We start from the raw sequence: 23,901 nt of genomic DNA, 5'->3' as shown, positions 1-23,901 counted from the left end.
CGCGGTTGTTGATCCACAGCATGACTTCTCTCCGCAAGCTCGGTAACTCGGACCTAGAGGTCTTCCCGCTCTCCCTCGGCGGCAACGTCTTCGGCTGGACCGCCGACGAGGCTGCCTCCTTCGCCGTGCTCGACGCGTACACGGCCGCGGGCGGCAACTTCGTCGATACGGCCGACTCGTACTCGTCGTGGGTCGACGGCAACGAGGGCGGCGAGTCCGAGACCGTCATCGGCAAGTGGGTCAAGGTACGCGGCAACCGCGCGGACGTGGTGATCGCGACCAAGGTGAGCCAGCACCCTGAGTACCGGGGCCTGTCCGCCGCCAACATCAAGGCCGCCGCCGACGCCTCACTGCGCCGCCTCGCCACCGACTACATCGACCTCTACTACACCCACTTCGACAAGCCGGAAGTGCCGGTCGAGGAGATCATCGGCGCGCTCGACGAACTGGTGCGCTCGGGCAAGGTGCGGTACATCGCCGCGTCCAACATCTCCGCCGAGCGGCTGGAGGCGTCCCTCGCCTTCTCCGACCGCGAGGGCCTGGCGCGGTACGTGGCCCTCCAGCCCCACTACAACCTGGTCTCGCGCGACACCTACGAGGGCGATCTGCAGGACCTCGCCGAGCGCTCCGGCCTGGCCGCCGTCCCGTACTACGCGCTGGCCTCCGGCTTCCTCACCGGCAAGTACCGCCCCGGCAGGACGGTCGACAGCGCGCGGGCGGCCGCGGGCGCCGCCAAGCACCTGGAGACCGAGCGCGGCCGGAAGGTCCTCGCCGCCCTCGACGAGATCGCCGAGGCCCACGACGCCCCGGTCCCCACGGTCGCCCTGGCGTGGCTGGCCGCCCAGCCGACGGTGGCGGCCCCGATCGCCTCCGCGCGGACGGTGGAACAGCTGCCGGCGCTGCTGGGCGTTGCGGAGCTCACCCTGACGGAGCCCGAGCTCGCACGCCTGGCGGAGGCGTCGGCCTGACTCGCCGGAGGCTGGGTTCTGACTTGCCGGAGGCGTTGGCCTGGTTCTCGGGCGGGCGGGTTCTTCTCGGCGGCTTGAGCTTCGGATGGCCGCTTTCTGCCGTCGGCCGCTTCTCTTCGCCGCGGCGGTGCTCAGCCGCGACGGCGGGATCCGGCGGTGTCGTAGCCGCCGCGACGCTCGGCGATCACGTCCGGTACGGGTTGTAGGCCGGATACCGCACCACGGGAGACGCCGGATACCCGTACACCCCGTACACCGGCCACGGCGGCGCGGCCACCGCCACCGGCGGGGCCGTCACCCGTGCCGCGTGGTCCAGGGCGGGACGCGCCACCTCCCGGCGGCGCCACAGCTCGTGCAGCAACTCCCGTTCCCGTACGACGAAGTCGGCGCCCGCGCGGCCACGGCGCCCCCGATGCCGTAGGAACGCCAGCGAGGTCGCGTACGCCTCGTACTGCGCGACCGCCCGCGCCGCGGACCGCCCGCCGTGGTGCCGGGCGTAGTCGCGGGCCAGCTGCCGGGCCCGCATCGAGCCGAGCGCGTACGGCTCGGCCGGGGTCAGCCAGCCCGCCACGGTGTACGCCGGCAGTTCCTCCCGTACGGTCTTCAGCTCGCGCTGCCGGGTCCAGATGACCAGCCAGGTCAGCAGCCCGAACGCGGGCACCATGAAGGCCGCGTAGACGGCGAAGAACCCGTACTCGCCGAACGTCGACGACCCGTTCCAGATCGCGTGCATGCCCATCGCGAGCAGCAGCCCGGACAGGGGGAGCAGGACACGCCTCACATGCTGGCGGTCGCCCGACAGCGCGGCGATGCCGAAGCCGATGCCGGTGAGGACGGTGAAGAGCGGGTGCGCGAACGGCGACATGATGACCCGCACGAAGAAGGTCGCGGCGGTGACGGAGGCGATCCCGCTGTCGCCGGTGAGCTGGTCGGTGCCGAAGGCGGTGCCGAGGTAGAGGATGTTCTCGGTGAACGCGAAGCCGGTGGCGGTGACCCCGGCTATCACCACCCCGTCGACGATGCCGGTGAAGTCCCGGCGTCGGAAGAGGAAGACGAGCAGGACCGCGGCCGCCTTCGCGCACTCCTCCACGACCGGCGCTATCACGGTCGCCCCGAGAGTGTCCGCGCTGGAGGGATCGGCGGTCGCCGTCGCTATCCATCTGGTGGCGAAGCTGTTGGCGACGATCGCTATCAGCGCCGCCGCGCAGGCCCCCCAGGCGAAGGCGAACAGCAGGTTCCGCCAGGGGCCGGGCTCCACCCGGTCGAGCCACCGGAAGACGGCTATGAGCAGCGGCACCGGCAGCACCGCGAGCCCGAGCCCGACCAGGAACCCCTCGGTGCCGGTCTGTTCGCGGACAAGGGCGAGGATGACGAGCCCGGAGAGCGTGAGGAGGGTGATCAGCGCGCCGTAACGCACCCACTTCTTCTGCCACCAGTGTGCGTGCCGCAGTGCGCCGTCGGCGGGATCACTGGGGTGCGTCGGGTACGGGGGACAGGTGGCCACGGCATTGACCCTAACGAGGCAGAGGCGCCGCCGCAGGAGCGTGAGGCGGCTCAGGCGCCGGTGGGGGGTTGTTCTTCGCGTCGGTCTTCGTGCCGGCTTTCGTGCCGGCTCTCTTGTCGGCTCTCTTGCTGGTCCTCGTGCTGTACGCGGCGGAAGAGCAGGTCGTTCACGACATGTCCCTTCTCCAGTCCCTGCCCCTCGAAACGGGTCAGCGGCCGGAAGGCCGGACGTGGCGCGAAACCGCCGTTGGGCTGCGTGTTCTCGAAGTAGGGGTGCGCCGTGAGCACCTCGAGCATCTGCTCCGCGTACGGCTCCCAGTCGGTCGCGCAGTGCACGATCGCCCCCGGCCTGAGCCGGGTCGCGGCGAGCGTGAGGAACTCCGGCTGGATCAGCCGCCGCTTGTGGTGCCGCTTCTTCGGCCAGGGGTCGGGGAAGTACACGCGCAGGCCGTCGAGGGAGTCGGGGGTGAGCATCTCGCGCAGCAGGATGATCGCGTCGCCGTTCCCCACCCGGATGTTGGACAGCCCGTTCCTGTCGGCGAGACTGAGCAGATTGCCCTGCCCCGGGGTGTGCACGTCCACGGCGAGGATGTTGGTGTCCGGGTCGGCGGCGGCCATCCGGGCCGTGGCCTCCCCCATCCCGAACCCGATCTCGAGGACGACGGGATTGCCGTTCCCGAACAGCTCACCGAGATCGATGGCGCGCTGCCCGTCGATATCGAGCCCCCACTTGGGCCACAACCGCTGCAACGCGTCCGCCTGCCCGGCCGTCACCCGACTCCGCCGCGGCTGAAAACTCCGAATCCGCCGCTCGAAGTGCGACCCGGCGGGATCGGCCTGGGGGCCGTCCGGGAACCGGGGCTCGCCCTTGGCCCGGGTGCGCCGGAGGGAACCACCGCCGGGCGTGGGGACGGGGGCGGCTGGCTGGGGGGTTTCGGGGGAGTGGAGAAAGTCAGACACAGTGAGGTCGATTTTACGGGGACGGTGACCTGTCGACCGGTCCGTCCGGGGGCACCCGGCTTTCGGCCGGGTTTGTGTTCCCACCCGCACCACCCGTGCGGCTTTGGCTGTCGGGTGCGGATGGCCCCTGTGGGGGTTGGCGCTGTCGGCGGGTGCGGGTGCGGGCGGGCGGCGGGGGCGAAAACCACCGCCCCCTCACAGCGTGCCCAGCACAGCCAACGCCCGCCGAGCCACCTCCCGACCGATCGGCAGCGAAGCCGTCGCCGCAGGCGAAGGCGCGTTCAGCACATGCACAGCCCGCTCCCCCTCCCGAATCAGAAAGTCATCCACCAACGTCCCGTCCCGCAACACCGCCTGCGCCCGCACCCCCGCCGCGGCCGGCACCAGATCCCCCTCCTCAACCCCGGGCAACAACCTCCGCACCGCCCCGACGAACGCCCCCTTCGACACCGACCGCCGCAGCTCCCCCGCCCCGTACCGCCAGTGCCGCCGAGCGATTCGCCACGCCCCCGGCCACGCCAGCGTCGCCCCCAGCTCCCGCACCCGCAGGGTCCCCCACCCGTACCCCTCCCGCGCCAGCGCCGGCACCGCGTTGGGCCCGATGTGCACATCCCCGTCGATCCCGCGGGTGAGATGCACCCCGAGGAACGGAAACGCCGGATCCGGCACCGGATACACCAGCCCCCGCACCAGCTCGCGCCGCGCCAGCGAGTAGTACTCCCCCCGGAACGGCACGATCCGCATCCCCGGCTCGTCCCCGGTCATCCGAGCGACCTCGTCGCAGTACAGCCCGGCGCAGTTCACGAGCACGCGCGCGCGTACGACGTCCCCGGCCCCGGTGAGCACGGCGACCCCGAGCCCCGCCCGCCGGTCGATCCGCACAACCTCCGCGCCGTACCGGATCTCCGCCCCCGAAGCCTCGCCCAGCTGCCGGGCGACCTCCACGAAGTCGCACACCCCGGTCGTCCCGACGTGTATGGCCGCGAGTCCCCGCACCTCCGGCTCGTACTCCGCGATCTGGGCCGCGCCCAGCTCCCGTACCGGAATCCCGTTCTCCCGCCCGCGCTGCACCAGCGCGTGCAGCCGAGGCAGCTCCTCCCGCTGCGTCGCGACGATCAGCTTTCCGGTGACGGCGTGCGGGATGTCGTACTCCGCGCAGAACTTGATCATCTCGGCGGCGCCCTTCACGGCATACCGCGCCTTGAGCGAGCCCGGCCGGTAGTAGATCCCGCTGTGGATCACCCCGCTGTTGCGCCCCGTCTGGTGCCGGGCCGGCCCCCGCTCCTTCTCCAGCACCGTCACCCGCGTGCCCGGCACGGCCCGCGTGATCGCATACGCCGTGGCCAGCCCCACGATCCCACCACCGACCACGAGCACGTCACAGTCGTACGAGACCCCCGGCACCCGCGACGCCACCTGCACCACCTCCCACCTCGATAGTGCACTGCGCCACTGACAGCCCCTTCAAACGCGGGATGCGGGAGCGCCCCAAAGGGGCGCGGGGCGGGTATCAATTTGCGGCTCCGCCGCGTGGGCGCGACCAGCCACACACAACCCGCGGCCCCGAACCCACAGGCACCCGGCAGACGCGAGGGACCCGGCTCCCCTAGGCGGGAGCCACCAGCAACGGCCGAGCCCGCTCCCGCAACTCCACCACCCGCGGCTCATCCCCGTAAGGCTCCAGCCGATGAAGCAGATCCTTCACATACTCGGTGGTACGCGCAGAGGAGATGCGCCCCGCGACCTCCACCGCCCGCACCCCCTGCTCGCATGCCGCATCGAGATTGCCGGACTCCAGCTCGGCGACGGCCGATACGACGAGCCGCAGCCCGTGCGAGCGTACGAACTCCTCCGTCGGCTTCGACAGCGCCTGTTCCGTGAACCGTCGCACCTGACGCGGCGCCTTCAGATCGCGGTAGCACTCCGCGGCGTCGGCGGCGAAACGGTCGTAGGAGTAGAAGCCGAGCCAGGACGGGTCGTTGTCGCCGTCGCGGGCCCGCTCCAGCCAGCCCTCGGCCGCCTTCAGGGCCGCACCGGCCGCCTGGGCGTCGTTCGCACGCGCGTGTGCGCGTGCCTCGACCAGGCGGAAGAAGCTCATGGTGCGGGCGGTCGCGAGACCCCGGTTGCGTTCCAGGGCGGCCTGGGCGAGGTCGACGCCCTCGTCGCCGAAGCCGCGGTAGGTCGCCTGCAACGACATGGAGGCCAGGACGTACCCGCCGAGGGGGACGTCGGCCGCCGCGCGCGCGAGGCGCAGCGCCTGGATGTAGTACCGCTGCGCGGCCTCCTGCTGTCCGGTGTCGAAGGCCATCCACCCGGCAAGGCGGGTCAGCTCGGCCGAGGCGCCGAACAACGCCCGGCCCACCTCGTCCGAGTACGAGCCGAGCAGCAGCGGTGCCGCCTCCACCCGCAGGCACTCGGGGACCATGGACGAACGCCAGTCGCCGCCTCCGTACTTGGAGTCCCAGCGCCTGGCGTCCTCGGCTGCCTCCCGCAGCTTCTGCACATCGCTGTGGCCGACTTTGAGCGGTGCGCCGGAGCCCTCGGCGGGGTTCACCTCGCGCGCGACCGAGCTGTCGGCCGGGGTTATCAGCCACCGAGAGGCAGGCGTTGCGTATGCGCTTACTGCGAACGAACCGGCCAGCGACTGCCAGATGCCGCCGGAGCCGGCCCGGCGTCCGGCGAGGTCGAGGCGGTACAGCTCCGTCGCCGACTTCACTGCCTGTCCGACGTCTCTGGGGAAGGCGAGGCCCACTTCGGGTGCGGGATCCGCGTCCGCCAGACCGATCTCGTGCAGCGGCACCGGGCGGCCGAGCTTCTGGCCGATCGCGGCGGCGATGAGGTGCGGCGCGGCACCCTGCGGCACCATGCCCTTGGAGACCCAGCGGGCCACCGAGGTCTTGTCGTAGCGAAGAGTCAACCCGCGTTGAGCGCCAAGGTCGTTGACGCGCCGGGCGAGTCCTGCGTTGCTGATTCCCGCGAGGGCGAGAACGGCGCCGAGCTTTTCGTTCGGCCCGCGTTGCTCCCTGGACATTGCGCCACCCCTCGACACAGACGGCTGCCGCGCTGGCATAACCATGCGGCATTCGTAAACCCAGCGTAGTTCGCCGCATCCCAAGCGTTAAGGGGCATTGTTCCGGTTGGCGGGATTGTGGTCCGTACTGAAGTGCGGCTCCAACACGGGGAGTTGCGGCGTGCTCCCGCTGTGTGGCCGTGCGCCCGTCCGTGCGCTCTTCTCCGGCCATCGAGGGGAGCGGTTCCATGGCTCCTGCGTGGGTCGGCCCGCTGTACTGGATCCAGTGGGCTGGGGGATGCCGCCGCCTCCATCCCCGCGGGCGGCGGACCGGCCCGGGGGGCGAACTGACGTCTCCCGGGCTGCGCGCCCGCCGAGCGGTGGGCGGAGCATGTACGGAGCGTGTGCGGAGCGCGCTCAAGGCCGCTCCGGCTGCGCCGATTTGGCCGAAAATCGACCCTCCCTCGTCAAGGGCATCAGCCCTTCTACCACGGCACTTGAGGGCGCGTTCGGTGTTTTTGGGGAGCGTATCGGGGGCGCATTCGCGTCGCAGTCGCTCTGCCGTTCCCTCTCGCCCACTCTCCCGTCCGCCCGCGATCTCCTTGCCTCGTCCGGGTGTTCGACGGGGTGCGGGTGCGGTGGGGGAGTATCCGCCGGGGCGCATTCCAGGGAGCACAAGCGGCTCCGCCGCCCCTCCGGTGCGCGTCCTTCATGGCAGCATGGTGACCGGTTCGAACGGTGCACTGGTTGTCCACAGCCTGTGGAGGCGTCGATGCGGTGGTTGGTGGGATGGAGCAGCACCGCCGCGGGAGCCGCCGCGATCGGCTCCGCGGGGGCCACCGGGCACGACGGTGAGACCCTGCACCCGGTGGGCTCCCAGCTGCTGTGGGGCGATCCCGATCCCCTGTGGGCGGTCGGCGACTGGCGCCCCGACGAAGTGCGGGTGGTGAGGGCCGACGCGCAGACCCGGATCGCCGTCCTCGGCACCTGCGGCGCCTCCGACGAGGAGCTGCGGGTGGGCCTGTTCGCCGCGCGCGGGGGCGCACTTCGGCATCTGACGGCCTGGCCGGGAAGTTACACGGCCGTCGTCCAGGTGGGCCGCCGGATCACCGTGTGCGGCGATCTCGCGGGCGCCCGCCCGGTGTTCTACACCCCCTGGGCGCAGGGCACGGCCTATGCGACGGCCGCGCTCCCCCTCGCCGACCTCATCGAGGCCAACCTCGACTTCGGGCACCTCGCCGCGCTGCTCGCCGCCCCCGACGTGTCGGCCGCCCTGCAGGACTCCACCCCGTACGACGGCGTACGGCGCATCCCGCCGGGGCACGCGCTGATCCTGCGCACCGGGGCCCGCGAGATCGCCGGGTACGAGCCGGTCGCCTCCCTCGCGGTGGCGGCGCCCTCCGCCGACCCCGACAGCGCGGTCGACGCGGTACGCGACGCGCTGGTCGACGCGGTACGCGCGCGACTGTCGGCACCTCGGCACGTCCCCGGCGCCGACATAGACCCCGGTCCGGTCCCCGGCATGGGGCCCGCCGAACGGCGTGCCGCGCGCGGGATGCCGGTTCCGGGCATCGGGGCAGACCTCTCCGGCGGTCCGGCCTCCGCCACCCTGGCCCTGCTCGCCGCCGGCCTCCCGGGCATGCCGGGCACGGTCCTGGGACACGGCACGGGCGCGGGCGAGCGCCTGCTCGCGGTCACCTTCAACGACCTGGTGGTCGGCGGCCGGGAGGCCGAGGTGGAACGGGCCGGGACACTCGCGGCCAACCCCCGCCTGCACCACGTGGTGGTGGCCGGCGGCGAGGAGACCCTTCCGTACGCCGACCTGGACGGCCCGCTGACCGACGAGCCCGGCCCGTCCCTGGTGACGGCGGCCCGCCACCGCGCGCGGCTCGCCTCCGGCAGCGCGGACCACTTCACCGGCTACGGCGCCCGCCAGGTCCTGGACGCGCACCCGGCCCGCCTTGCGGACCTGCTGATGGACCGCAAGCGCCGCCACCTCGTACGCCCGGTCGCCGCCCTGGCGAAGGCGGACGGCTCGGTGCTGGTGCCCGCGCGTGTGTACAGCGCCGCCCGGCGCCTGTCCCGCACCCCGTACCGCAGCGGCCTCGAAGTCCTCGCCGACCGCCTCATGCAGCGCCGCTTCGACGAGCCCGGAGGTGCCGTGGGGGCGTCCCTCGCCGCGCTCACCTGGGCCAGACCCGGCCCCGCCGCCCGCTGGCTGACCGGCGAGGCGCTCGCTGAAGTATCGGTTCGCCTGCAGGGCGACACGCACCGCTCCGGGGTCGGCCCCGGCCAACGCCCCGGCGACTTCCGCGCGCGGGCGGCACTGGCCCGGCACGCGGCGGACCTGCGCGTGCTGGAGCAGGCCGCCGAGATCCGCTTCCAGCGCCTGCACACGCCGTTCCTCGACAACCAGGTCGTCCGCGCCTGCCGCGCTCTGCCGGAGGCGTTGCGGGTCAAGCCGGGCGCCCGGGCGGCGATCCTCCGCATGGTCCTGGAGGGCGCCGGAGTGGCCGACCTCCCGCCGGGCTGGGGTGCCCCGTCCCACGCGTCCTCGACAGCCGCCGCCCGCACGGGCCTGCGGGTGGCCGCGGACTCCCTCATCGACCTCTTCGACACGCCGCTGCTCGCGCAGGCGGGCCTGGTGGAGGCCCGCGTGGTCCGCAAGGCACTCCGCGCGGCGGCAGAGGGTGAACCCCTGCCCCTGGACGGCCTGGCCGACCTGGTCTCCCTGGAACTGTGGCTGGGCCGCCTCCTCGCCCGCCGAGGCACCTGCTGGACAGGAACTCCGGCCCGCCAGCGGGCGGTACCGGCGGGAATCACACCACAGAGGGGCGCGCTGGCCTCCGGGGGCGGGAACGCGTTCGCCTGAGGCCGCCGGGCCGAGGCGGGGGTCCCCTGTCGACCGACCGAGTCGGGTGGTGGGGTGGGCCCAGGCCCGGGGGTCTGGGGCGGAGCCCTCAGAGGGCGACTTCTCGACCGACGGAGTCGGGTGGTGGGGTGGGCCCAGGCCCGGGGGTCTGGGGCGGAGCCCTCAGAGGGCGACTTCTCGACCGACGGAGTCGGGCGGCGGGGTGGGCAAAGGCCGGGGGGCCTGGCGGAGCCCCCAGCCAGGCCCGCACCAGCGCCGGGTGCCCAACCAACCCCGGGCAACGAGAAACCGCGGCTCCACAACCCCCCGCACAGACACCCCGGCGACAATGGCCCGGTGCGGTACACAATCCTCGGCGTCACCCAGGCACAGGACGACCACGGCACCGCCGTACCCCTCGGCGGCCCCCGCCTCCGCGCCCTGCTCACCGCCCTCGCCCTGCGCCCCGCCCGCGTCACCGCACCCGAGACCCTGATCGACGAGGTCTGGGCCGACACCCCGCCCCAGGACGCCCCGGCCGCCCTCCAGGCCCTGGTCGGCCGCCTCCGCCGTACCGTCGGCAAGGACGCCGTCACCTCCGAGCCCGGCGGCTACCGACTTGCCGCCGCCCCGGACGACGTCGACCTCTTCCGCTTCGAGCGCCTGGTACGGCAGGGCACCACCGCCCTGGCGAACGGCGACGCCCGCACCGCCGCCCGCGACCTCCGCGACGCCCTCGCGCTGTGGCGCGGCCCCGCCCTCGCCGACCTCCCCGACCGCACCGCCGCAGCGCGCCCTGAGGCACTGCGCCTGGAGGCGACCCGCGCCCGGATCGAGGCGGACCTGAGACTCGGCCGCGCCCAGGACGTCGTACCGGAGCTGAAGGAACTGACCGCGGCACATCCCTACGACGAACCACTGCACGCCCTGCTCATCCGCGCCCTGCGCGACACCGCACGCCGCGCCGACGCCCTCGCCGCGTACGAGACCGCCCGCCGCACCCTCGCCGACGGCCTCGGCACCGACCCGGGCCCCGAACTCCGCGCCCTGCACACCGACCTGCTCACCTCACCCACCCGGGAACCACACATCCCACCGGCCCGGGAACCACAAACCCCGCCCCCCGACCGCACCACCAACATCCACCCCCGCCTGACGACTTTCGTCGGCAGGGAACCCGAACTCGACGCCATCCGTTCCGAATTGCACAGGGCCCGCCTCGTCACCCTCACCGGACCGGGCGGCTCCGGAAAGACCCGCCTCGCCGAGGAAGCCGCCGCCGGGCTCCCGCAGGCGTGGCTGGTCGAGCTGGCGCCGCTCGACCGGCCGGAGGCGGTGCCGGGCGCGGTGGTCAGCGCGCTCGGTCTGCGCGAGACCGTGCTCATGACCAGCGAGCTGACGGCCCCGCAGGACGACCCGGTCGCCCTGCTGATCGAGTACTGCGCCCCGCGCGGCCAACTCCTGATCCTTGACAACTGCGAACATGTGATCGACGCGGCGGCCGCCCTCGCCGAAACCCTCCTCACCCGCTGCCCGGGGCTCACGATCCTCGCCACCAGCCGTGAACCCCTGGGCGTCCCCGGCGAGTCGGTGCGCCCCGTCGAGCCCCTCCTCCCCGACCAGGCGCGGCGCCTCTTCGCGGAGCGCGCGGCCGCCGTCCGCCCCGACGCGGCCGCCGTACTCGGCGACAAAGATGCCGTCGCCGAGATCTGCCGCCGTCTCGACGGGCTGCCGCTCGCCATCGAGCTGGCGGCGGCCCGGCTGCGGCTGCTCACCCCCCGGCAGATCGCCGACCGCCTCGACGACCGCTTCCGCCTGCTCACCTCCGGAAGCCGCACGGTCCTGCCCCGCCAGCAGACCCTGCGCGCGGTCGTCGACTGGTCCTGGGAGCTCCTCGACGACCAGGAGCGGACGGTCCTGTGCGAGGTGTCCGTGTTCGCGGGCGGATGGGAGCTGGAGGCGGCGGAGGCCGTGTGCACCGGCCCGGCGGCGGACCTGCTCGGGGCGCTCGTCGACAAGTCCCTGATCGTCGCCAGGCCGTACGAGCACCCCGGCGGCGACGGCATGCGGTACCGCATGCTGGAGACCATCCACGAGTACGCCACCGAGCGCGCCGCCGAGTCCCCCGGGCCGCGCGCCGCCGCCGAGCGCCGACACCGCGCGTGGGCGCGCGCCCTGGTGGAGGAGGCCGAACCGCTGCTGCGCTCCGCCGGGCAACTCCCGTGGATCGCCCGCCTGGAGAACGAACTGGACAACATCCGCGCGGCCCTCCACCGCGCGGTGACGGCCGCGGACGAGGAGGAGGCCGGCTCCCTCGCCCTCGCCATGGGCTGGTTCTGGTGGCTGCGCAACTACCATCACGAGGGCGCGGAGTGGATCGACCAGGTCCTGCGCCTGGGTGCCGCCAGGGACGCGACCGCCGGAGATTCCACCGGCGGCGGCCCGGACCCCGTCGACACCTTCCTCGCCGCCCCGCACGAGGAGGCACACCATCCGCTGTACCCCCTGCGGATGCGCCTGCGGATCCTGCACCTCTTCCTCACGGCAGAGCACGAGCCGCTGGCCGGGCGGATGGACGACCGGCTGCGTCGGTACGTCAACCTGGTGCGGGAGCACTTCGAGCGGGGCGGCCCGGACGCGGCCCGAATGCCGGGCATCGTCTGGCCTTTGACCAGCTACGTCATCAACGGCTCGGAGGACATCCGGGCGGTCATGGACGCCGCCGTCGCCAACTGCCGTGCCCACGGCGACGACTGGGCGGTCGCCGTCATTCTGATGTTCCGTACGCACATGGTCGTCGACTCACCGGGCGGCCTGGAGGGCGTGGATGAGGATCTCGCGGAGCTCAGGACGCTCAGCCGGCGCGCCGGCGACCGCTGGATCCGGGCCCAGGTGTGCAGCGCGGCCGGCGAGGCCGGCATGGCGCGCAGCCGCTTCGAGGAGGCCAAGGGGGAGTACGAGGAGGCACTCCGGCTTGCCTACGAGGTGGGGGCGTACGCCGAGACGCCCTTCCTCATCGCCCGGCTGGCCGAGATCGACTACCGCGCAGGCGACCGCAGGGCCGCGCTGACCATGCTGGACGAGGCGAGCGCCGCCGCCGACCGGCACGGCGTGGCGGACAGCCGGGCCTTCGTCCTGCTGATGCGGGCCCAGATCGCGCTGGACGAGAAGGACGCCGCCCGCGCGCGGGAGCTGTGCGGGGCGGCCCGTGCGGAGACCTGGCGGGGCACTCCGCCGCCGCAGTTCATGGTGATGCTGAACGCGGTCGAGGCCTGGGTGACGGTCGCCGAGTCGGGCCCGGAGCACGGCCTGCCGCAGCTGGTCGACAGCGTCCGCGAGGCGGTGGAGCGGCGGTGCGCCGAGGCGGTGACGGCCGGGCTCGTGGAGGGCACGGCGGCCCTGCTGTCCGACCTCGGTGACCACGCGCGCGTGGCCCGCCTGCTCGCCGCCGCGGAGCACTGGCGCGGCGGCCATCCGCGCCCCATGCCCGAGCGCGCCGAGGCCGAGCGGACGGAGGCCGCCGCCCGAGCCGAACTCGGCGCCGGGCGGTACGAGAAGGAGTACACCAGGGGCGCGTCCCTCACCCCGGCCGACGTCCTCCGTGAACTCGGCGAGGCCCTGCACGCCCACCCGGCCCGGCAGACGCCGTGAACCCCCCGGAGCCCCCGGGCCTCAGGTGCAGGTGAACTTCGACTCGGCCCAGTCCGCGAGCGCCAGGTTGTCGAAGTGACTGTGCGGTTCGACCACGAGCCGTACGGTCGTGCGCCCGGCGAGGTTCACATGGACGGGCACCGCCGCGTCGCCGCCCTTGACCATCGCCGACCGCCACAGCCGGACCCCGTCGGCGTAGACGGAGAAGTAGACCTTGCCGAGCCCGGCCGTCATGTCGTCCACGCCGACCAGCGCGTCGTAGGCGGAGCAGGCGCGGTTGAGGTCGACGGTGACGGAGGAGTGGCCGTGCACGGTCACGCCGTGCGCGTACCTCTTGTCGGCGACCGACACGCCGTACCGCTGCCACACCCAACTGCTCTCGCCGATCCGCATCTCGGGCTCGGTGCCGTCGCCGGTGATGTCGTACGACAGTTCGCTCCACTGGTAGACGACCGGAGCGGGCGGGGGCGGCGGAGTCGGTGTGGGGGTGGGCTTCGGGGTCGGCGTCGGCGCGGGCGTCGGGGGCGTCGGGGGCGGTGTGGGCGTCGGCGTAGGGGTGGGCCTGGGCGTAGGGGTGTGCCTGGGCGTAGGAGTCGGTGTCGGTGTCGGTGCGGGAGCAGGGGTGTGCGCGGCTGCGATCACCGGCGGATTCGGCGCGGGTTCCTTCTCAGGAGGCTTCGGCGGCGCGGGTGTCGGCGACTTCTCGACGATCGCGGAGGGCACGGGCGGATTGGCGTCGTTCTGCTTCCCGACCGGATCGTCGTTGTTCATCAGTGCGTACACCACCGCCGCGGCGACGCCCACGACGACCGCACCGGCCGCGATCCCCGCCTTCACCGGCGCACCCAGCCCCTCGGAGGCCGCCGCGCCGCCACCGGCGCCCGCCCCGCCCGACGAGCCGCCGCTCGCCGCCGAGGCGGCCCCCGCGGCACCGGCCGCGCCCGCCCCGCCGGCGATGAGCCCGGCGGCCTTGGCGTACCCGGCGGCGCCGAACCAGCCGATGACCGCGACCGGCACGACCGCGGGGATACCGCTGGCGACTTCCTTGATCTGGCCCGCCGCCAGCCGGCACTGGGCGCACTCGTCCAGGTGCTTGCGCAGACCTCGCTCGGCGCGCGTGCGCAGGCCTCCGCGGGCGTAGGCGCCCAGCCGGTCGGCGTAGCGGGCGCACTCCTCGTCGCCGGTGAGGCTGGCGCTGACGTGGGCCTGGAGGTAGGCCTGCTTGAGGCCCTCGCGGGCGCGGCTGGCGAGCACGCGCGTGCCGTTGGCGTCCAGTCCGAAGAGCGTGGCGACCTCGCTCGGCGACTCGTCCTCGACCTCGGTGTGCCACAGCACGGCCTGCCAGCGCTCGGGCAGCGACCGGAAGGCCTGCATGGCCATGGACTGCTCGGCCTCGTGCATCGCGCGGACGTCGGCGCCCAGGTCGAGCGTGTCGTTGTCGGACGCCTCGGAGGAGTGCGCGGACTGTGCGGCGAACACCGCGAAGTCGTCGACCAGCTGCTCCCGTTTCGCGGACTTCGTCCAGCTCGCGGCGACCCGTCGGACGGTGGTGAGCAGATACGCGCGTACGGCGTGCTCGGGCCCGGAGCCGCCGCGCACCGCCTGGAGCATGCGGGCGAAGACCTCCCCCGTGAGGTCGTCGGCGGTGTGGCCGTCACGGCAGCAGGTGCGCGCGTACCGGCGCACCGCGTCCGCGTGGCGCCGGTAGAGCGCCTCGTAGGCCGTGTCGTCGCCCGAGCGCATCCGGTCGATCAGGTCGGCGTCGGACGGCGGCAGCTCCCTCGGCGGCGGCAGGATGCCGCTGTCCTCGCGCCGGTCGCGCTGGGCCGGCACGCTCCCCTCGACGGGCTCGCCGCCCTGCGCCGGGATGGTGGCCTCGACCGGTTTGCCGCCCTGCGGGAAGCCGGCCCGTCCGCCCTGGCTCGGCACATACGGGGAGGCCGCGCCGCTAGCCTCCCCGTCGTCGTCACCGAGTGACCCGTCCCGCCCGTCAAAGCTCATCGCGGAAAGCCCCCGCCGCCTGCCCAACCAGTCCCGAACATCGGGTCAGAGTGCCATATTGGCTTTTGTTCAGGACCAGGCGATACGGCCCATCCACTCGTCCGTGGGGACTTCCCGCAAGGCGGTAACAGCCGTCACCCGCACGGGGAAGGCTCAATCGACGTCCCCAGGCCGGGAGTTGAGTCGCACGCCCGAAATGACCGGAATGTTTCCCGGTGGGTGCCCGGCGCGAGGGCGACGCGGCGGCCTCGCGCCATCATCACCCCTTCGAGTCACATCGGCCGCGACCGCAACCCCTCCAGCAGGATGTCCAGCAGTCGCGCCGAGGCCGCCGCCTGCTGCGCCGCGTCCGGCAGCGAAGGCGCCGCCGTGGCTATCACCAGCAGGACGTCCGCCACCGACACATCGGCCCGCAGCTCGCCCGCCGCGCGTGCCCGCTCCACGAGCTGCCCCACGACCTCGAGCAGCGCCGCCGCCCCCGCGTCGTCGACCGCGGAGTCCGCCGAGAGCGCCGAAGACCCCTCCGGCACCAGCCGCAGCTCCCCGGAACCCGGCTGCGTCCGCTGCTGCGGCACCCGCGCCCCGTCCGCGCCCTCGTCCGCCACGCCGACCCGCAGCACCTGCGGCGGCAGCAGCCGCCCGGCGCCCGAGGCCACCGACGTGCGCAGGAAGCGCGAGAGCGCCGACCACGGCTCGTCCTCCTGCCCGAGCGCCGCACGTGCCTGGTCGGTCAGCCTGGAGGTCTCCTCCTCGGCTATCCGCCGCACCAGGACGTCCTTGCTCGGGAAGCGCCGGTACACCGTGCCGACACCGACCCGCGCGCGCCGCGCCACGTCCTCCATCGGCGCGCCGTACCCCAGCTCGCCGAAGACCTCGCGCGCCGCACGCAGCACGTGCTCCAGATTGCGCTGTGCGTCCACCCGCAGCGGCGTCGTCCGCGCACTGTTCCCGCGTCCGTTGCCCCCCGCCGCGCTCATCGCCGAACCCATCGCGCCGCCCAGCCCCCCGCCACCGGATGCGATGGCAGACGCGGACGACCAATGAGAGTCCTGAACATGCATAAGTGTTCCCCCGGTAATGACGTCTCCCCCCGGAGACTCTCCCCGCCATTGAAAGCCGGAGCGATCGGAACAAGCCCGGTTCACGGCTCCGCCTGTCGCGGACCCGAAGGCGCATCCCCCTACACCCCGTCGACACACGAACATAGTTGAGTGAGGGTCAATTCAGAAGGGGCACGTTCCGCACGGAGCGCCCCCCGATCGGAGTACGGGTGGCATAAGTCCCGATTGCGCCCCCTCCGGGCACCTGACGCACCCCCGTTGACCTGCGGTCCTTCCCCGCACTCCGGTGATTCGGCCAACCCTGCGCGCCCACGGCTCACGGTCACACAATTTGTCGGGGCTGTGGACAAACGCAAGCGTCGGGTGCGTCATGGGAGGGTGAAGGAACGTGCGCGCATTCTCGTTGTCGGCGGCGGCTACGTCGGGATGTACACGGCCCTGCGCCTCCAGCGGAAGCTGAAACGGGAACTCGGGCGGGGCGAGGCGGAGATCACCGTGGTCACTCCCGACCCGTACATGACCTACCAACCGTTCCTCCCCGAGGCGGCCGCGGGCTCCATCTCCCCCCGCCATGTCGTCGTACCGCTGCGCCGCGTCCTCGACCGCTGCCGAGTCGTCGTCGGCGAGGCCACCTCCATCGACCACGCCAAGCGCACCGCCGCCGTCACCACGCTCGCCACCGAGGAAGAGCGCACCGGCCCCCAGCAGCTGTCGTACGACGAACTCGTCCTCGCCCCCGGCTCGATCTCGCGCACCCTGCCCGTGCCCGGCCTCGCCGACCACGGCATCGGCTTCAAGACCGTCGAGGAGGCCATCGGCCTGCGCAACCACGTCATCGAGCAGATGGACATCGCCTCCTCCACCCGCGACCCCGCCGTCCGCGACGCGGCCCTGACCTTCGTCTTCGTAGGCGGCGGCTACGCCGGAGTCGAGGCGCTCGGCGAGCTGGAGGACATGGCCCGCTACACCGCGCGCTACTACCACAACGTCCGCCCCGAGGACATGAAGTGGATCCTCGTCGAGGCCTCGGACCGCATCCTGCCCGAGGTCGGCCAGGAGATGGGCCGCTACACGGTCACCGAACTGCGCCGCCGCAACATCGACGTACGGCTGGACACCCGCCTGGAATCCTGCGCGGACCGCGTCGCCGTCCTCAGCGACAGCGCCCGCTTCCCGACCCGTACGGTCGTCTGGACGGCCGGCGTCAAACCCCACCCGATCCTCGCCGCCACGGACCTGGCGCTGAACGAACGCGGTCGGCTGAAATGCACCCCCCAGCTGACGATCGAGGGCACCACGCACGCGTGGGCGGCGGGCGACGCCGCCGCCGTCCCCGACGTCACCGCCGAGGAACCCGGCAGGGAATGCGCCCCCAACGCCCAGCACGCGCTGCGCCAGGCCAAGACCCTCGGCGACAACATCGCGCACTCCCTGCGCGGCGAGCCCCTGGAGACGTACTCCCATCCGTACGTCGGTTCAGTCGCCTCCCTGGGGCTGCACAAGGGCGTCGCACACGTCTACGGACGCAAGCTGAAGGGCTACCCTGCCTGGTTCATGCACCGCGTCTACCACCTGAGCAGGGTGCCCACCTTCAACCGCAAGGCCCGTGTCCTGGCCGAATGGACCCTGTCCGGGCTCTTCAAGAGGGAGATCGTCTCCCTGGGGTTACTCGAACATCCCCGAGCGGAGTTCGAACTCGCGGCCGGTGGAAAGCCTCCTCACACACCGACGGACAACCCGAAGGGGTCGTCCTGACCGGACCGAGGAACTCCGGCCGCAAGGTAGGCGTCTGACGGATGTCGACCCGGTCGGCCGCCCTGCCAGACTGGTCCCCGACCTTGGACGGACAGACCCCGCCCTTCGAACCCCCGAGGCTTTCCCCACAGTGCCGCACCCTCGGGGCGCCACCACCCACCAGACCCCCGGCCGGGTCCGGAGCCGGCCTGAAACGCCGAACAGGCCGAACAGGCCGAACAGGCCGAACAGGCCGAATACGCCGAAAGACGATGACACGAGGCAAGGATTCGTGAACTTCACGCGCTGGAGCGCCCGGCTCCCCGGAACGCAGCGCCGCGCGGCAGCGCGGACCGAACAGACGGTCCTCCCGGACCGGCGGGGAGAGGTCTCGGGCTCCGTCCCCGCGGCCCGCGCCGAACAACTCACCGACGCGGCACCACCCGTGCCCGCCGTCGACGAACTCCCGGTGCGCGAGGTCCTCGACCGTGTCCCGGCCCTCGTCGCCCTCGTCCACGGCTCCGACCACCGACTCGCCTACGTCAACGACGCCTACGTCACCGCCTTCGGCGCCCGCCCGACCGGTGCGCCGGCCCGCGAGGCCCTCCCGGAGCTGGACGAGATCGGCCTGCTCCCGCTCCTGGACCAGGTCCTGCGCAGCGGCAAGCCCCGCACGGTCAAGTCCCGCAAGGCCCCCGACGGCCGCTCGTACACCTTCACGTGCACGCCGGTCGCCGAGGGCGACGGCGGCGTTCTCGTCTTCGCGACGGACGTCACCGACCACGCCGAAGCCGCCGAACGCCTCAGAGCCAGCGAACGCCGTCAGCGCGAAACCGCGGTCACCCTCCAGAGGTCCCTGCTCCCGCAAGAGCTCGAACAACCGGACGACCTGCGCATCGCGGCGACGTACCACCCCGGCGGCACGGAGGCCGCGGTCGGCGGCGACTGGTACGACGTGATCACACTGGGCGGCGGCCGCACGGCACTCGTGATCGGCGACGTCATGGGCCGAGGGGTCCGCGCGGCCGCGGTCATGGGCCAGCTCCGTACGGCCGTCAGGGCGTACGCCCGCCTCGACCTGCCCCCGCACGAGGTGCTCCAGCTGCTGGACGGCCTCGCCATGGAAATCGACGCCAACCAGATCGCCACGTGCGTGTACGCCGTCCACGACCCGAACGAGGGCCGGCTGGTGTACGCCTCGGCCGGCCACCTGCCCATCCTGGTCCGCGACGAGAGCGGAGCCGTCCAGCGCGCCGACGAACCGACCGGCCCACCGCTCGGCACGGGCGGCTGGATGCACGCCTCGGGCTCGATCCCGCTGAGCCCGGGCTCTACGGCGGTGCTCTACACGGACGGCCTGGTGGAGCGGCGGAACGAGGACCTGGACGAGGGCATCGCCTCCCTGGAGCGAGCCCTGGCGGGCGCGACCGGCACCCCCCAGGTCATCTGCGACCGCCTGGTCCGCTCGGCGGGCGTGACGGCGGACCACGACGACGACGTGGCCGTCCTGGTCCTCCAGCACCCCGCCCGCACGGGCCCGGACAGCGACCTCTTCCGCAACGCGGCCCTGGAACTGCTGGGCGGCGTGGAAGCGGCGCCGCGCGCGCGTGCGTTCGCCTCCGGCGTGCTGACGAGCTGGCGGTTCCCGGTGGAACTGCACGACCTGGGTGTCCTGGCCGCGAGCGAACTGGTCGCCAACTCCCTCCAGCACGGCACCCCACCCATGCGACTGCGCCTGAGGCGCACGGACCGCCGACTGATCGTCGAGGTCACGGACGGCGACGACCACCTCCCGCGACGCCGGCGCGCGGAACCCGGGGACGAGTCGGGGCGGGGCATCGCCATCGTGGCGACGATCGCGTCGGCGTGGGGGTCTCGGCGGACGCCGGGCGGTGGGAAGGCGGTGTGGTGCGAGTTCGTCCTGCCGCGGGGGACGACCTGACGAGCGGGGTGCTCCACCCCCGCCACAGGCCGTCACACGGACTCGGGCACCGGCCGCTCCGGTCGACGGGTGGTGCCGATCCCCGTGTGCCAGGCGATGCGGGCCGCGTGGAGGCGGGTCCCGACGCCGGGGCGTGGCGAACGCGGCCCTGAGCGACTGCCACTCGAACAACATGTGCATGTGGGGCGACAGCGACTTCCGGTGGATGATCGGCGAACGCGGCCACGGCTCGTCCACGTGGACGAACCTCAGTGGTGACCGCAACGACGAGATGGACTCGCGGGCCAACCGCGCCGTCAGCCATACCGGTTGGGAACAGCGACGAGATCACGTCCTGGCATACGACGAGCGGGTGCTGAATGGACACAGCCGCTGGTGCACCGCTCGTCCGGACGAGCGGGGTGTGCAAGGCCTACCACTCCGAGGCCGAGACCGTTCGGGCCGCGCGAGAGGTGGACTTAACCGCCCGGGCGGGGGAGTTCGTGTGCATCTACGGCGCCAGCGGCTCCGGCAAGTCGACCCACCGACCGCTCGTCCGCCCGCCGCGCCCGGCACCTGCTGGCCGTCGCCGCCTGGTGCGCCACGGTGGTGTACGCCACCTGGGTCGGCTCGCCCGCCCAGGCCATGGTCCTGACCGGCGTCCTGATCGCCGCGGTACTGCTGATCACCCCCGAGGTGTTCTCCGGGGTGCTCAGGCTCCTGCCGGAGGGCGGGCCCCGCCGCCTGGTGCGCCGCCAGCTGGCCGCCGACCGGGCCAGGGCCGGCGCTGCCCTGGCCGTGCTCACCGTGCTGTTCGGGGCATCGCTGGGCTACGTCACCCTCCTGGACACCCTGATCCGCACGGCCGAGAAGCAGTCGTACCCCGCGGTGCTCTCCGGGCAGGTCCTGCTGGCCGACGGCGCGCTCGACGGCCTGCCCCGTGCGGAAGCGCGCTACCTGATCGCCGACGACCCCGACAACCCCCGGATGGCGAGCCGGGAAGGCGACGACGGCAGCCTGCTCGCCGCGGCCACCCCCGGCGACGTCGAACGGCTGATCGGCCGTCGGCTCGACTCCACCCAGACCTCCGTACTGCGCGACGGCGGCCTGCTGGTCTGGTCGCACGTCTCCGACGCCCCCATCGGCACGAACGCACACACCCGTCTCGTCGTCCGCGAGGGCGACAAGGTCCTGGGCCGCACCGCCGAGCTGCCCGCGACCTCCGTCGAGGTCACCCCGGCCGAGTGGCGGACCGGCTCCGACGGCATCATGCTGCGCGCGACGGCGAACGCGCTCGACCTGCCGATCCAGACACACGGACCGGTCATGGTCACCGGCGTCCCCGACACCAGGGCCCGGGCCCTGCAGCAGGCCGTCATCAACGCCGGCATGGACGCCGGAGCCGTCCTGATCCAGGTGGAGCCCGATGACCCGGTGCCTCCGGCGGCGCTGCTGGCCACCGCGGTGGGCCTGGTGCTCCTGGCCCTTGCCGCCGTACTGGCCGCCACCCGCAGCCAGACCCGCATCCTGCGCCGCTATCTCGCCCGGCTTCGTCCTGAGCGTCCCCTGGTGGCAGCTGGGCGTACTGGCCGGGGCGACCTACTTCGCGGCGCTCCTCGCCGCCGTACTCTCCGCCCACAAGCTCCGCGTGACCGAAGCACGAGCGGCCTGAACGGCACCGGGGTGTGACAACGGCAGCCCACGCGACAGACCGGTCAGGACGCTGTCGTACGCCTCCGAGGCCGGCGCATCATGCCTGCGCCGCCATGGGCTCCGCGGACGTTCCGCTCCCGGCGACCACCCGGCTGTGCGCGAGCGCCGGCTTGTCCTGCACGTCCGTGAGGTGCCGTCCGAGCCGCAGCGCCAGCACGCTGATGCCCAGCGAGAACAGCAGGAACGTCACGATGTACGGCGCGTGCAGCGAGGCACCCATCGGCCCGCCCACCGCCGGACCGACAGCCAGCGCGAGCTGCTTCACCAGGGCGAAGGCGGAGTTGTACTGCCCGGCCATCCCGGCCGGCGCGAGGTCCGCAACCAACGGAGCGACGGTCGGCGATAGCATCGCCTCACCCAGGCCGAACAGCGCGTACGTCGAGATGAACGCGGCCGTGGCCATCTCCCGGCTGCCGTTCCCGAGCCCCGCACAGCCCGCCACGCCCCATGCCACGGCCCAGATCAACCCCACGGACGCGATCACCCGAGACCGCCTCCGCCGCTCCACGAACCTCAGCACGGCGAACTGCGCAACCACGATCACCGCGGTGTTCGCCGCCAGCGCCGACCCCAACGCGGACGTCGAGATCCCGGCCGCCTCCACGCCGTATGCACTAAGCCCCGACTCGAACTGCCCGTAACAGGCGAAGAACAGCACGAACCCCAGCACACACAGCTGCACCATGGCCCGGTCGCCCAGCAACTGCTTCCAGCTCCCGCGGACGGCTCCCGACCGCCCCGGCGCATCCGCGATCCGCGGTGAGTGCGGCATCCGCACCGTCGCCATCACCACGACCAGCACCAGGAACATCGCCGCCTCGATCGCGAACAGCAGCGTGAAGGAGGAGACGCGAGTGGTGTCGACAAGATGCCCGCCGATGAGCCCACCCACCCCGAGCCCCAGGTTCTGCAGGAAGAACTGCGTCGCGAACGCCCGCGACCGCGTCCGAGCCGTCGAGCAGTCCACGATCATCGTCGCGAGCGCCGGCTGCATCACGGCCTGCCCCGCCCCGAGCGCGGCCGCGGACAGCAGTACGGTCGTCGCACTGCCCGCGAGCCCCAGGCTCAGCGCCCCCAGCGCGGCAGAGACCAGGGCGGCGAGCAGCACCGGCAGCGGGCCCCGCCGGACGATGGCCCGCCCGGCGAACGGCAGCACGACCAGCGCGGCCACGGCGAACACGGCGAGGACGAGCCCCGCCGTCACGGCTCCCAGTCCCCGCACCTGCGCCACATAGACGTACAGGTACGGGACGGTGAAACCGAGCCCGAACGCGCTGAGTGCGTTGCCCACATGGATCCGGCGCATCGCTGCGCCCATCGCCCTGGTCACGTTCACCTCTCTCGAGTTGGTTGGAAGACCTCAGTAGTTAGAGCTGAAGACTTCAAAGCTAAAGTTCGAAGCTAAACAGTACACATAGAAGGACTTCAACGCCAAGCAGGTCCATGCGATACTGCGCGCATGGGCGACACCTCCGGCAGCATCAGCAGTGAGCCGACCCTCGAAGAGCAGATCGCCGCCTACCAGCGCGAGTTCCAGGACCTCGACCCCCAGGTCGAGAAGATCGTGTCGGCGCTGTCCCGCCTGAACCGCCGTATGAACGTCGCCTACGGCCGCCAGACCTCAGCCCTCGGCATCAGCAACGCCGAGTGGGAGGTCCTCAAGGCGCTCGTCCTCTCCGGCCCGCCCTACCGCATGGGCCCCAGCGACCTCGCCAAGCGCCTCGGCCTGACGCCGGCCGCGATGACCCACCGGATCGACCGCATGGTTGCCGAAGGACTGGTCACCCGAGAACGTGATGAGTCGAATCGCGTACGTGTCATCGTCGAGCTCACGGCCGAGGGCCGTGAGAAGTGGCTGGAGGCCATGCGCCTGGCATCGGTCTTCGAGGAGGACCTGCTCCAGGACCTCTCACCGGACGACCGCACAGCCCTCGGCGAAGTCCTCACCCGCCTCCTGCGCAGGGTGGAGCACGCCCAGCCGGACGCCGGCGGACGCCTCAGTGACCTGGACTGAGACCTGGACCGATGCCGGACCCGGGGCGTCAGTAAAAGATCTTGACAGGGGGTACTTGACAGCCCCCTGCCCGATCCGTAAAGTTCTTCGGGTTGCCGCGGAGCCGTAACGGTTCTGCGACAGCACATCCGCCGCATGAGCGGCACCTCAAACCATCAGCGCGATCTCCCAACGGGGTTGAATTCGGCGTGCCCGAATTCAATTCGACTTGGGCTCGGCACCTCGATTTGGGACCTGCCGAGGGAATCCGCTAAGGTTTGAGACGTCGGAACGGCCCAACGGCCGCGAGGACAAGCCCGGTTGACTGGGCGTCGGACACCGAGAGGATCTGATAAAGTCAACATCGCCGGAAGGCCGAGAGGCCGGAAAGCAAACCCCCTCCGACTGGGAATCGGATCGAGAAACGATCTGGTAGAGTCGGAAACGCAAGACCGAAGGGAAGCGCCCGGAGGAAAGCCGCGAGAGAGTCTCTCGGGTGAGTACGAAGGAAGCGTCCGTTCCTTGAGAACTCAAC

14 protein-coding genes are annotated in these 23,901 nt (G+C 72.4%); 7 read left to right on the top strand and 7 right to left on the bottom strand.

The genetic code is table 11. The annotated features are described in order from the left end of the window. The first annotated feature begins 20 nt into the window (after nt 1–20). A complete protein-coding gene (locus ABT063_RS11590; protein ID WP_351057065.1) occupies nt 21–968 on the top strand; it encodes an aldo/keto reductase in 948 nt (315 codons plus the stop codon). A gap of 184 nt (nt 969–1,152) precedes the next feature. Here ABT063_RS11590 and ABT063_RS11585 read toward each other — a convergent pair whose 3' ends face one another. The 4 genes from ABT063_RS11585 to ABT063_RS11570 form a co-directional block, all read right to left on the bottom strand. After that, nucleotides 1,153–2,472, bottom strand: a complete 1,320-nt coding sequence (locus ABT063_RS11585) for a PrsW family intramembrane metalloprotease (RefSeq protein ID WP_351057064.1) — start codon at nt 2,470–2,472, stop codon at nt 1,153–1,155. A gap of 50 nt (nt 2,473–2,522) precedes the next feature. Then, nucleotides 2,523–3,431 carry a tRNA (guanosine(46)-N7)-methyltransferase TrmB gene (trmB, locus tag ABT063_RS11580; protein ID WP_351057063.1) on the bottom strand — a complete coding sequence of 303 codons (909 nt, stop codon included), beginning with the start codon at nt 3,429–3,431 and terminating at the stop codon, nt 2,523–2,525. Nucleotides 3,432–3,626: 195 nt separating this feature from the next. Further along, a complete protein-coding gene (lhgD, locus tag ABT063_RS11575) occupies nt 3,627–4,847 on the bottom strand; it encodes an L-2-hydroxyglutarate dehydrogenase (protein ID WP_502990799.1) in 1,221 nt (406 codons plus the stop codon). A 190-nt stretch (nt 4,848–5,037) separates the two neighbouring features. Further along, complete coding sequence (locus tag ABT063_RS11570) at nt 5,038–6,462, bottom strand: NsdA family TPR-like regulatory protein (RefSeq protein ID WP_351057061.1); 1,425 nt, start codon at nt 6,460–6,462, stop codon at nt 5,038–5,040. A 751-nt stretch (nt 6,463–7,213) separates the two neighbouring features. Here ABT063_RS11570 and ABT063_RS11565 point away from each other — a divergent pair. Then, complete coding sequence (locus ABT063_RS11565) at nt 7,214–9,313, top strand: asparagine synthase-related protein (RefSeq protein ID WP_351057060.1); 2,100 nt, start codon at nt 7,214–7,216, stop codon at nt 9,311–9,313. Between the two features lie 336 nt (nt 9,314–9,649). Then, nucleotides 9,650–12,943, top strand: coding sequence for an ATP-binding protein (locus tag ABT063_RS11560; RefSeq protein ID WP_351057059.1), 3,294 nt, complete (start codon nt 9,650–9,652; stop codon nt 12,941–12,943). Nucleotides 12,944–12,964: 21 nt separating this feature from the next. Here ABT063_RS11560 and ABT063_RS11555 read toward each other — a convergent pair whose 3' ends face one another. Both ABT063_RS11555 and ABT063_RS11550 read right to left on the bottom strand, forming a co-directional pair. Next, nucleotides 12,965–14,944: a sigma-70 family RNA polymerase sigma factor gene (locus ABT063_RS11555; protein WP_351057058.1), complete on the bottom strand. Its 1,980-nt coding sequence runs from the start codon at nt 14,942–14,944 to the stop codon at nt 12,965–12,967. Nucleotides 14,945–15,216: 272 nt separating this feature from the next. Beyond that, nucleotides 15,217–16,005, bottom strand: a complete 789-nt coding sequence (locus tag ABT063_RS11550; RefSeq protein ID WP_351057057.1) for a TetR/AcrR family transcriptional regulator — start codon at nt 16,003–16,005, stop codon at nt 15,217–15,219. Nucleotides 16,006–16,383: 378 nt separating this feature from the next. Between ABT063_RS11550 and ABT063_RS11545 the strand changes: the two genes are divergently transcribed. From ABT063_RS11545 to ABT063_RS11535, 3 genes are all read left to right on the top strand, one after another. After that, nucleotides 16,384–17,760: an NAD(P)/FAD-dependent oxidoreductase gene (locus ABT063_RS11545; RefSeq protein WP_351057056.1), complete on the top strand. Its 1,377-nt coding sequence runs from the start codon at nt 16,384–16,386 to the stop codon at nt 17,758–17,760. 271 nt (nt 17,761–18,031) lie between these two features. After that, nucleotides 18,032–19,681 carry a SpoIIE family protein phosphatase gene (locus ABT063_RS11540; RefSeq protein ID WP_351057054.1) on the top strand — a complete coding sequence of 550 codons (1,650 nt, stop codon included), beginning with the start codon at nt 18,032–18,034 and terminating at the stop codon, nt 19,679–19,681. Nucleotides 19,682–20,266: 585 nt separating this feature from the next. Beyond that, nucleotides 20,267–21,349 (top strand): hypothetical protein, encoded by a 1,083-nt coding sequence (locus ABT063_RS11535; protein WP_351057053.1) that lies wholly within the window; start codon nt 20,267–20,269, stop codon nt 21,347–21,349. A gap of 61 nt (nt 21,350–21,410) precedes the next feature. On the opposite strand, the gene ABT063_RS11530 is transcribed toward ABT063_RS11535, so the two are convergent. After that, entirely contained in the window at nt 21,411–22,691 is a 1,281-nt protein-coding gene (locus ABT063_RS11530) for an MFS transporter (protein ID WP_351057295.1), read from the bottom strand. Nucleotides 22,692–22,832: 141 nt separating this feature from the next. Here ABT063_RS11530 and ABT063_RS11525 point away from each other — a divergent pair, with 141 nt between their 5' ends. Further along, a complete protein-coding gene (locus ABT063_RS11525; protein ID WP_351057052.1) occupies nt 22,833–23,387 on the top strand; it encodes a MarR family winged helix-turn-helix transcriptional regulator in 555 nt (184 codons plus the stop codon). Nucleotides 23,388–23,901: the final 514 nt, after the last annotated feature.

Origin of the sequence: Streptomyces sp. NPDC002838 (assembly GCF_040295365.1) — a bacterium.
In the GTDB taxonomy this organism is placed as follows: Bacteria; Actinomycetota; Actinomycetes; order Streptomycetales; family Streptomycetaceae; genus Streptomyces.
Note: the sequence above shows the minus strand (reverse complement) of the source record. Positions and strands in the feature narration are given on the sequence as shown.

Coding starts and splice junctions, on each gene's coding strand:
- ABT063_RS11590 (WP_351057065.1), top strand. CDS start 21: ATGACTTCTCTCCGCAAGCTCGGTAACTCGGACCTAGAGGTCTTCCCG.
- ABT063_RS11570 (WP_351057061.1), bottom strand. CDS start 6,462: ATGTCCAGGGAGCAACGCGGGCCGAACGAAAAGCTCGGCGCCGTTCTC.
- ABT063_RS11565 (WP_351057060.1), top strand. CDS start 7,214: ATGCGGTGGTTGGTGGGATGGAGCAGCACCGCCGCGGGAGCCGCCGCG.
- ABT063_RS11555 (WP_351057058.1), bottom strand. CDS start 14,944: ATGAGCTTTGACGGGCGGGACGGGTCACTCGGTGACGACGACGGGGAG.
- ABT063_RS11550 (WP_351057057.1), bottom strand. CDS start 16,005: ATGCATGTTCAGGACTCTCATTGGTCGTCCGCGTCTGCCATCGCATCC.
- ABT063_RS11530 (WP_351057295.1), bottom strand. CDS start 22,691: ATGGGCGCAGCGATGCGCCGGATCCATGTGGGCAACGCACTCAGCGCG.
- ABT063_RS11525 (WP_351057052.1), top strand. CDS start 22,833: ATGGGCGACACCTCCGGCAGCATCAGCAGTGAGCCGACCCTCGAAGAG.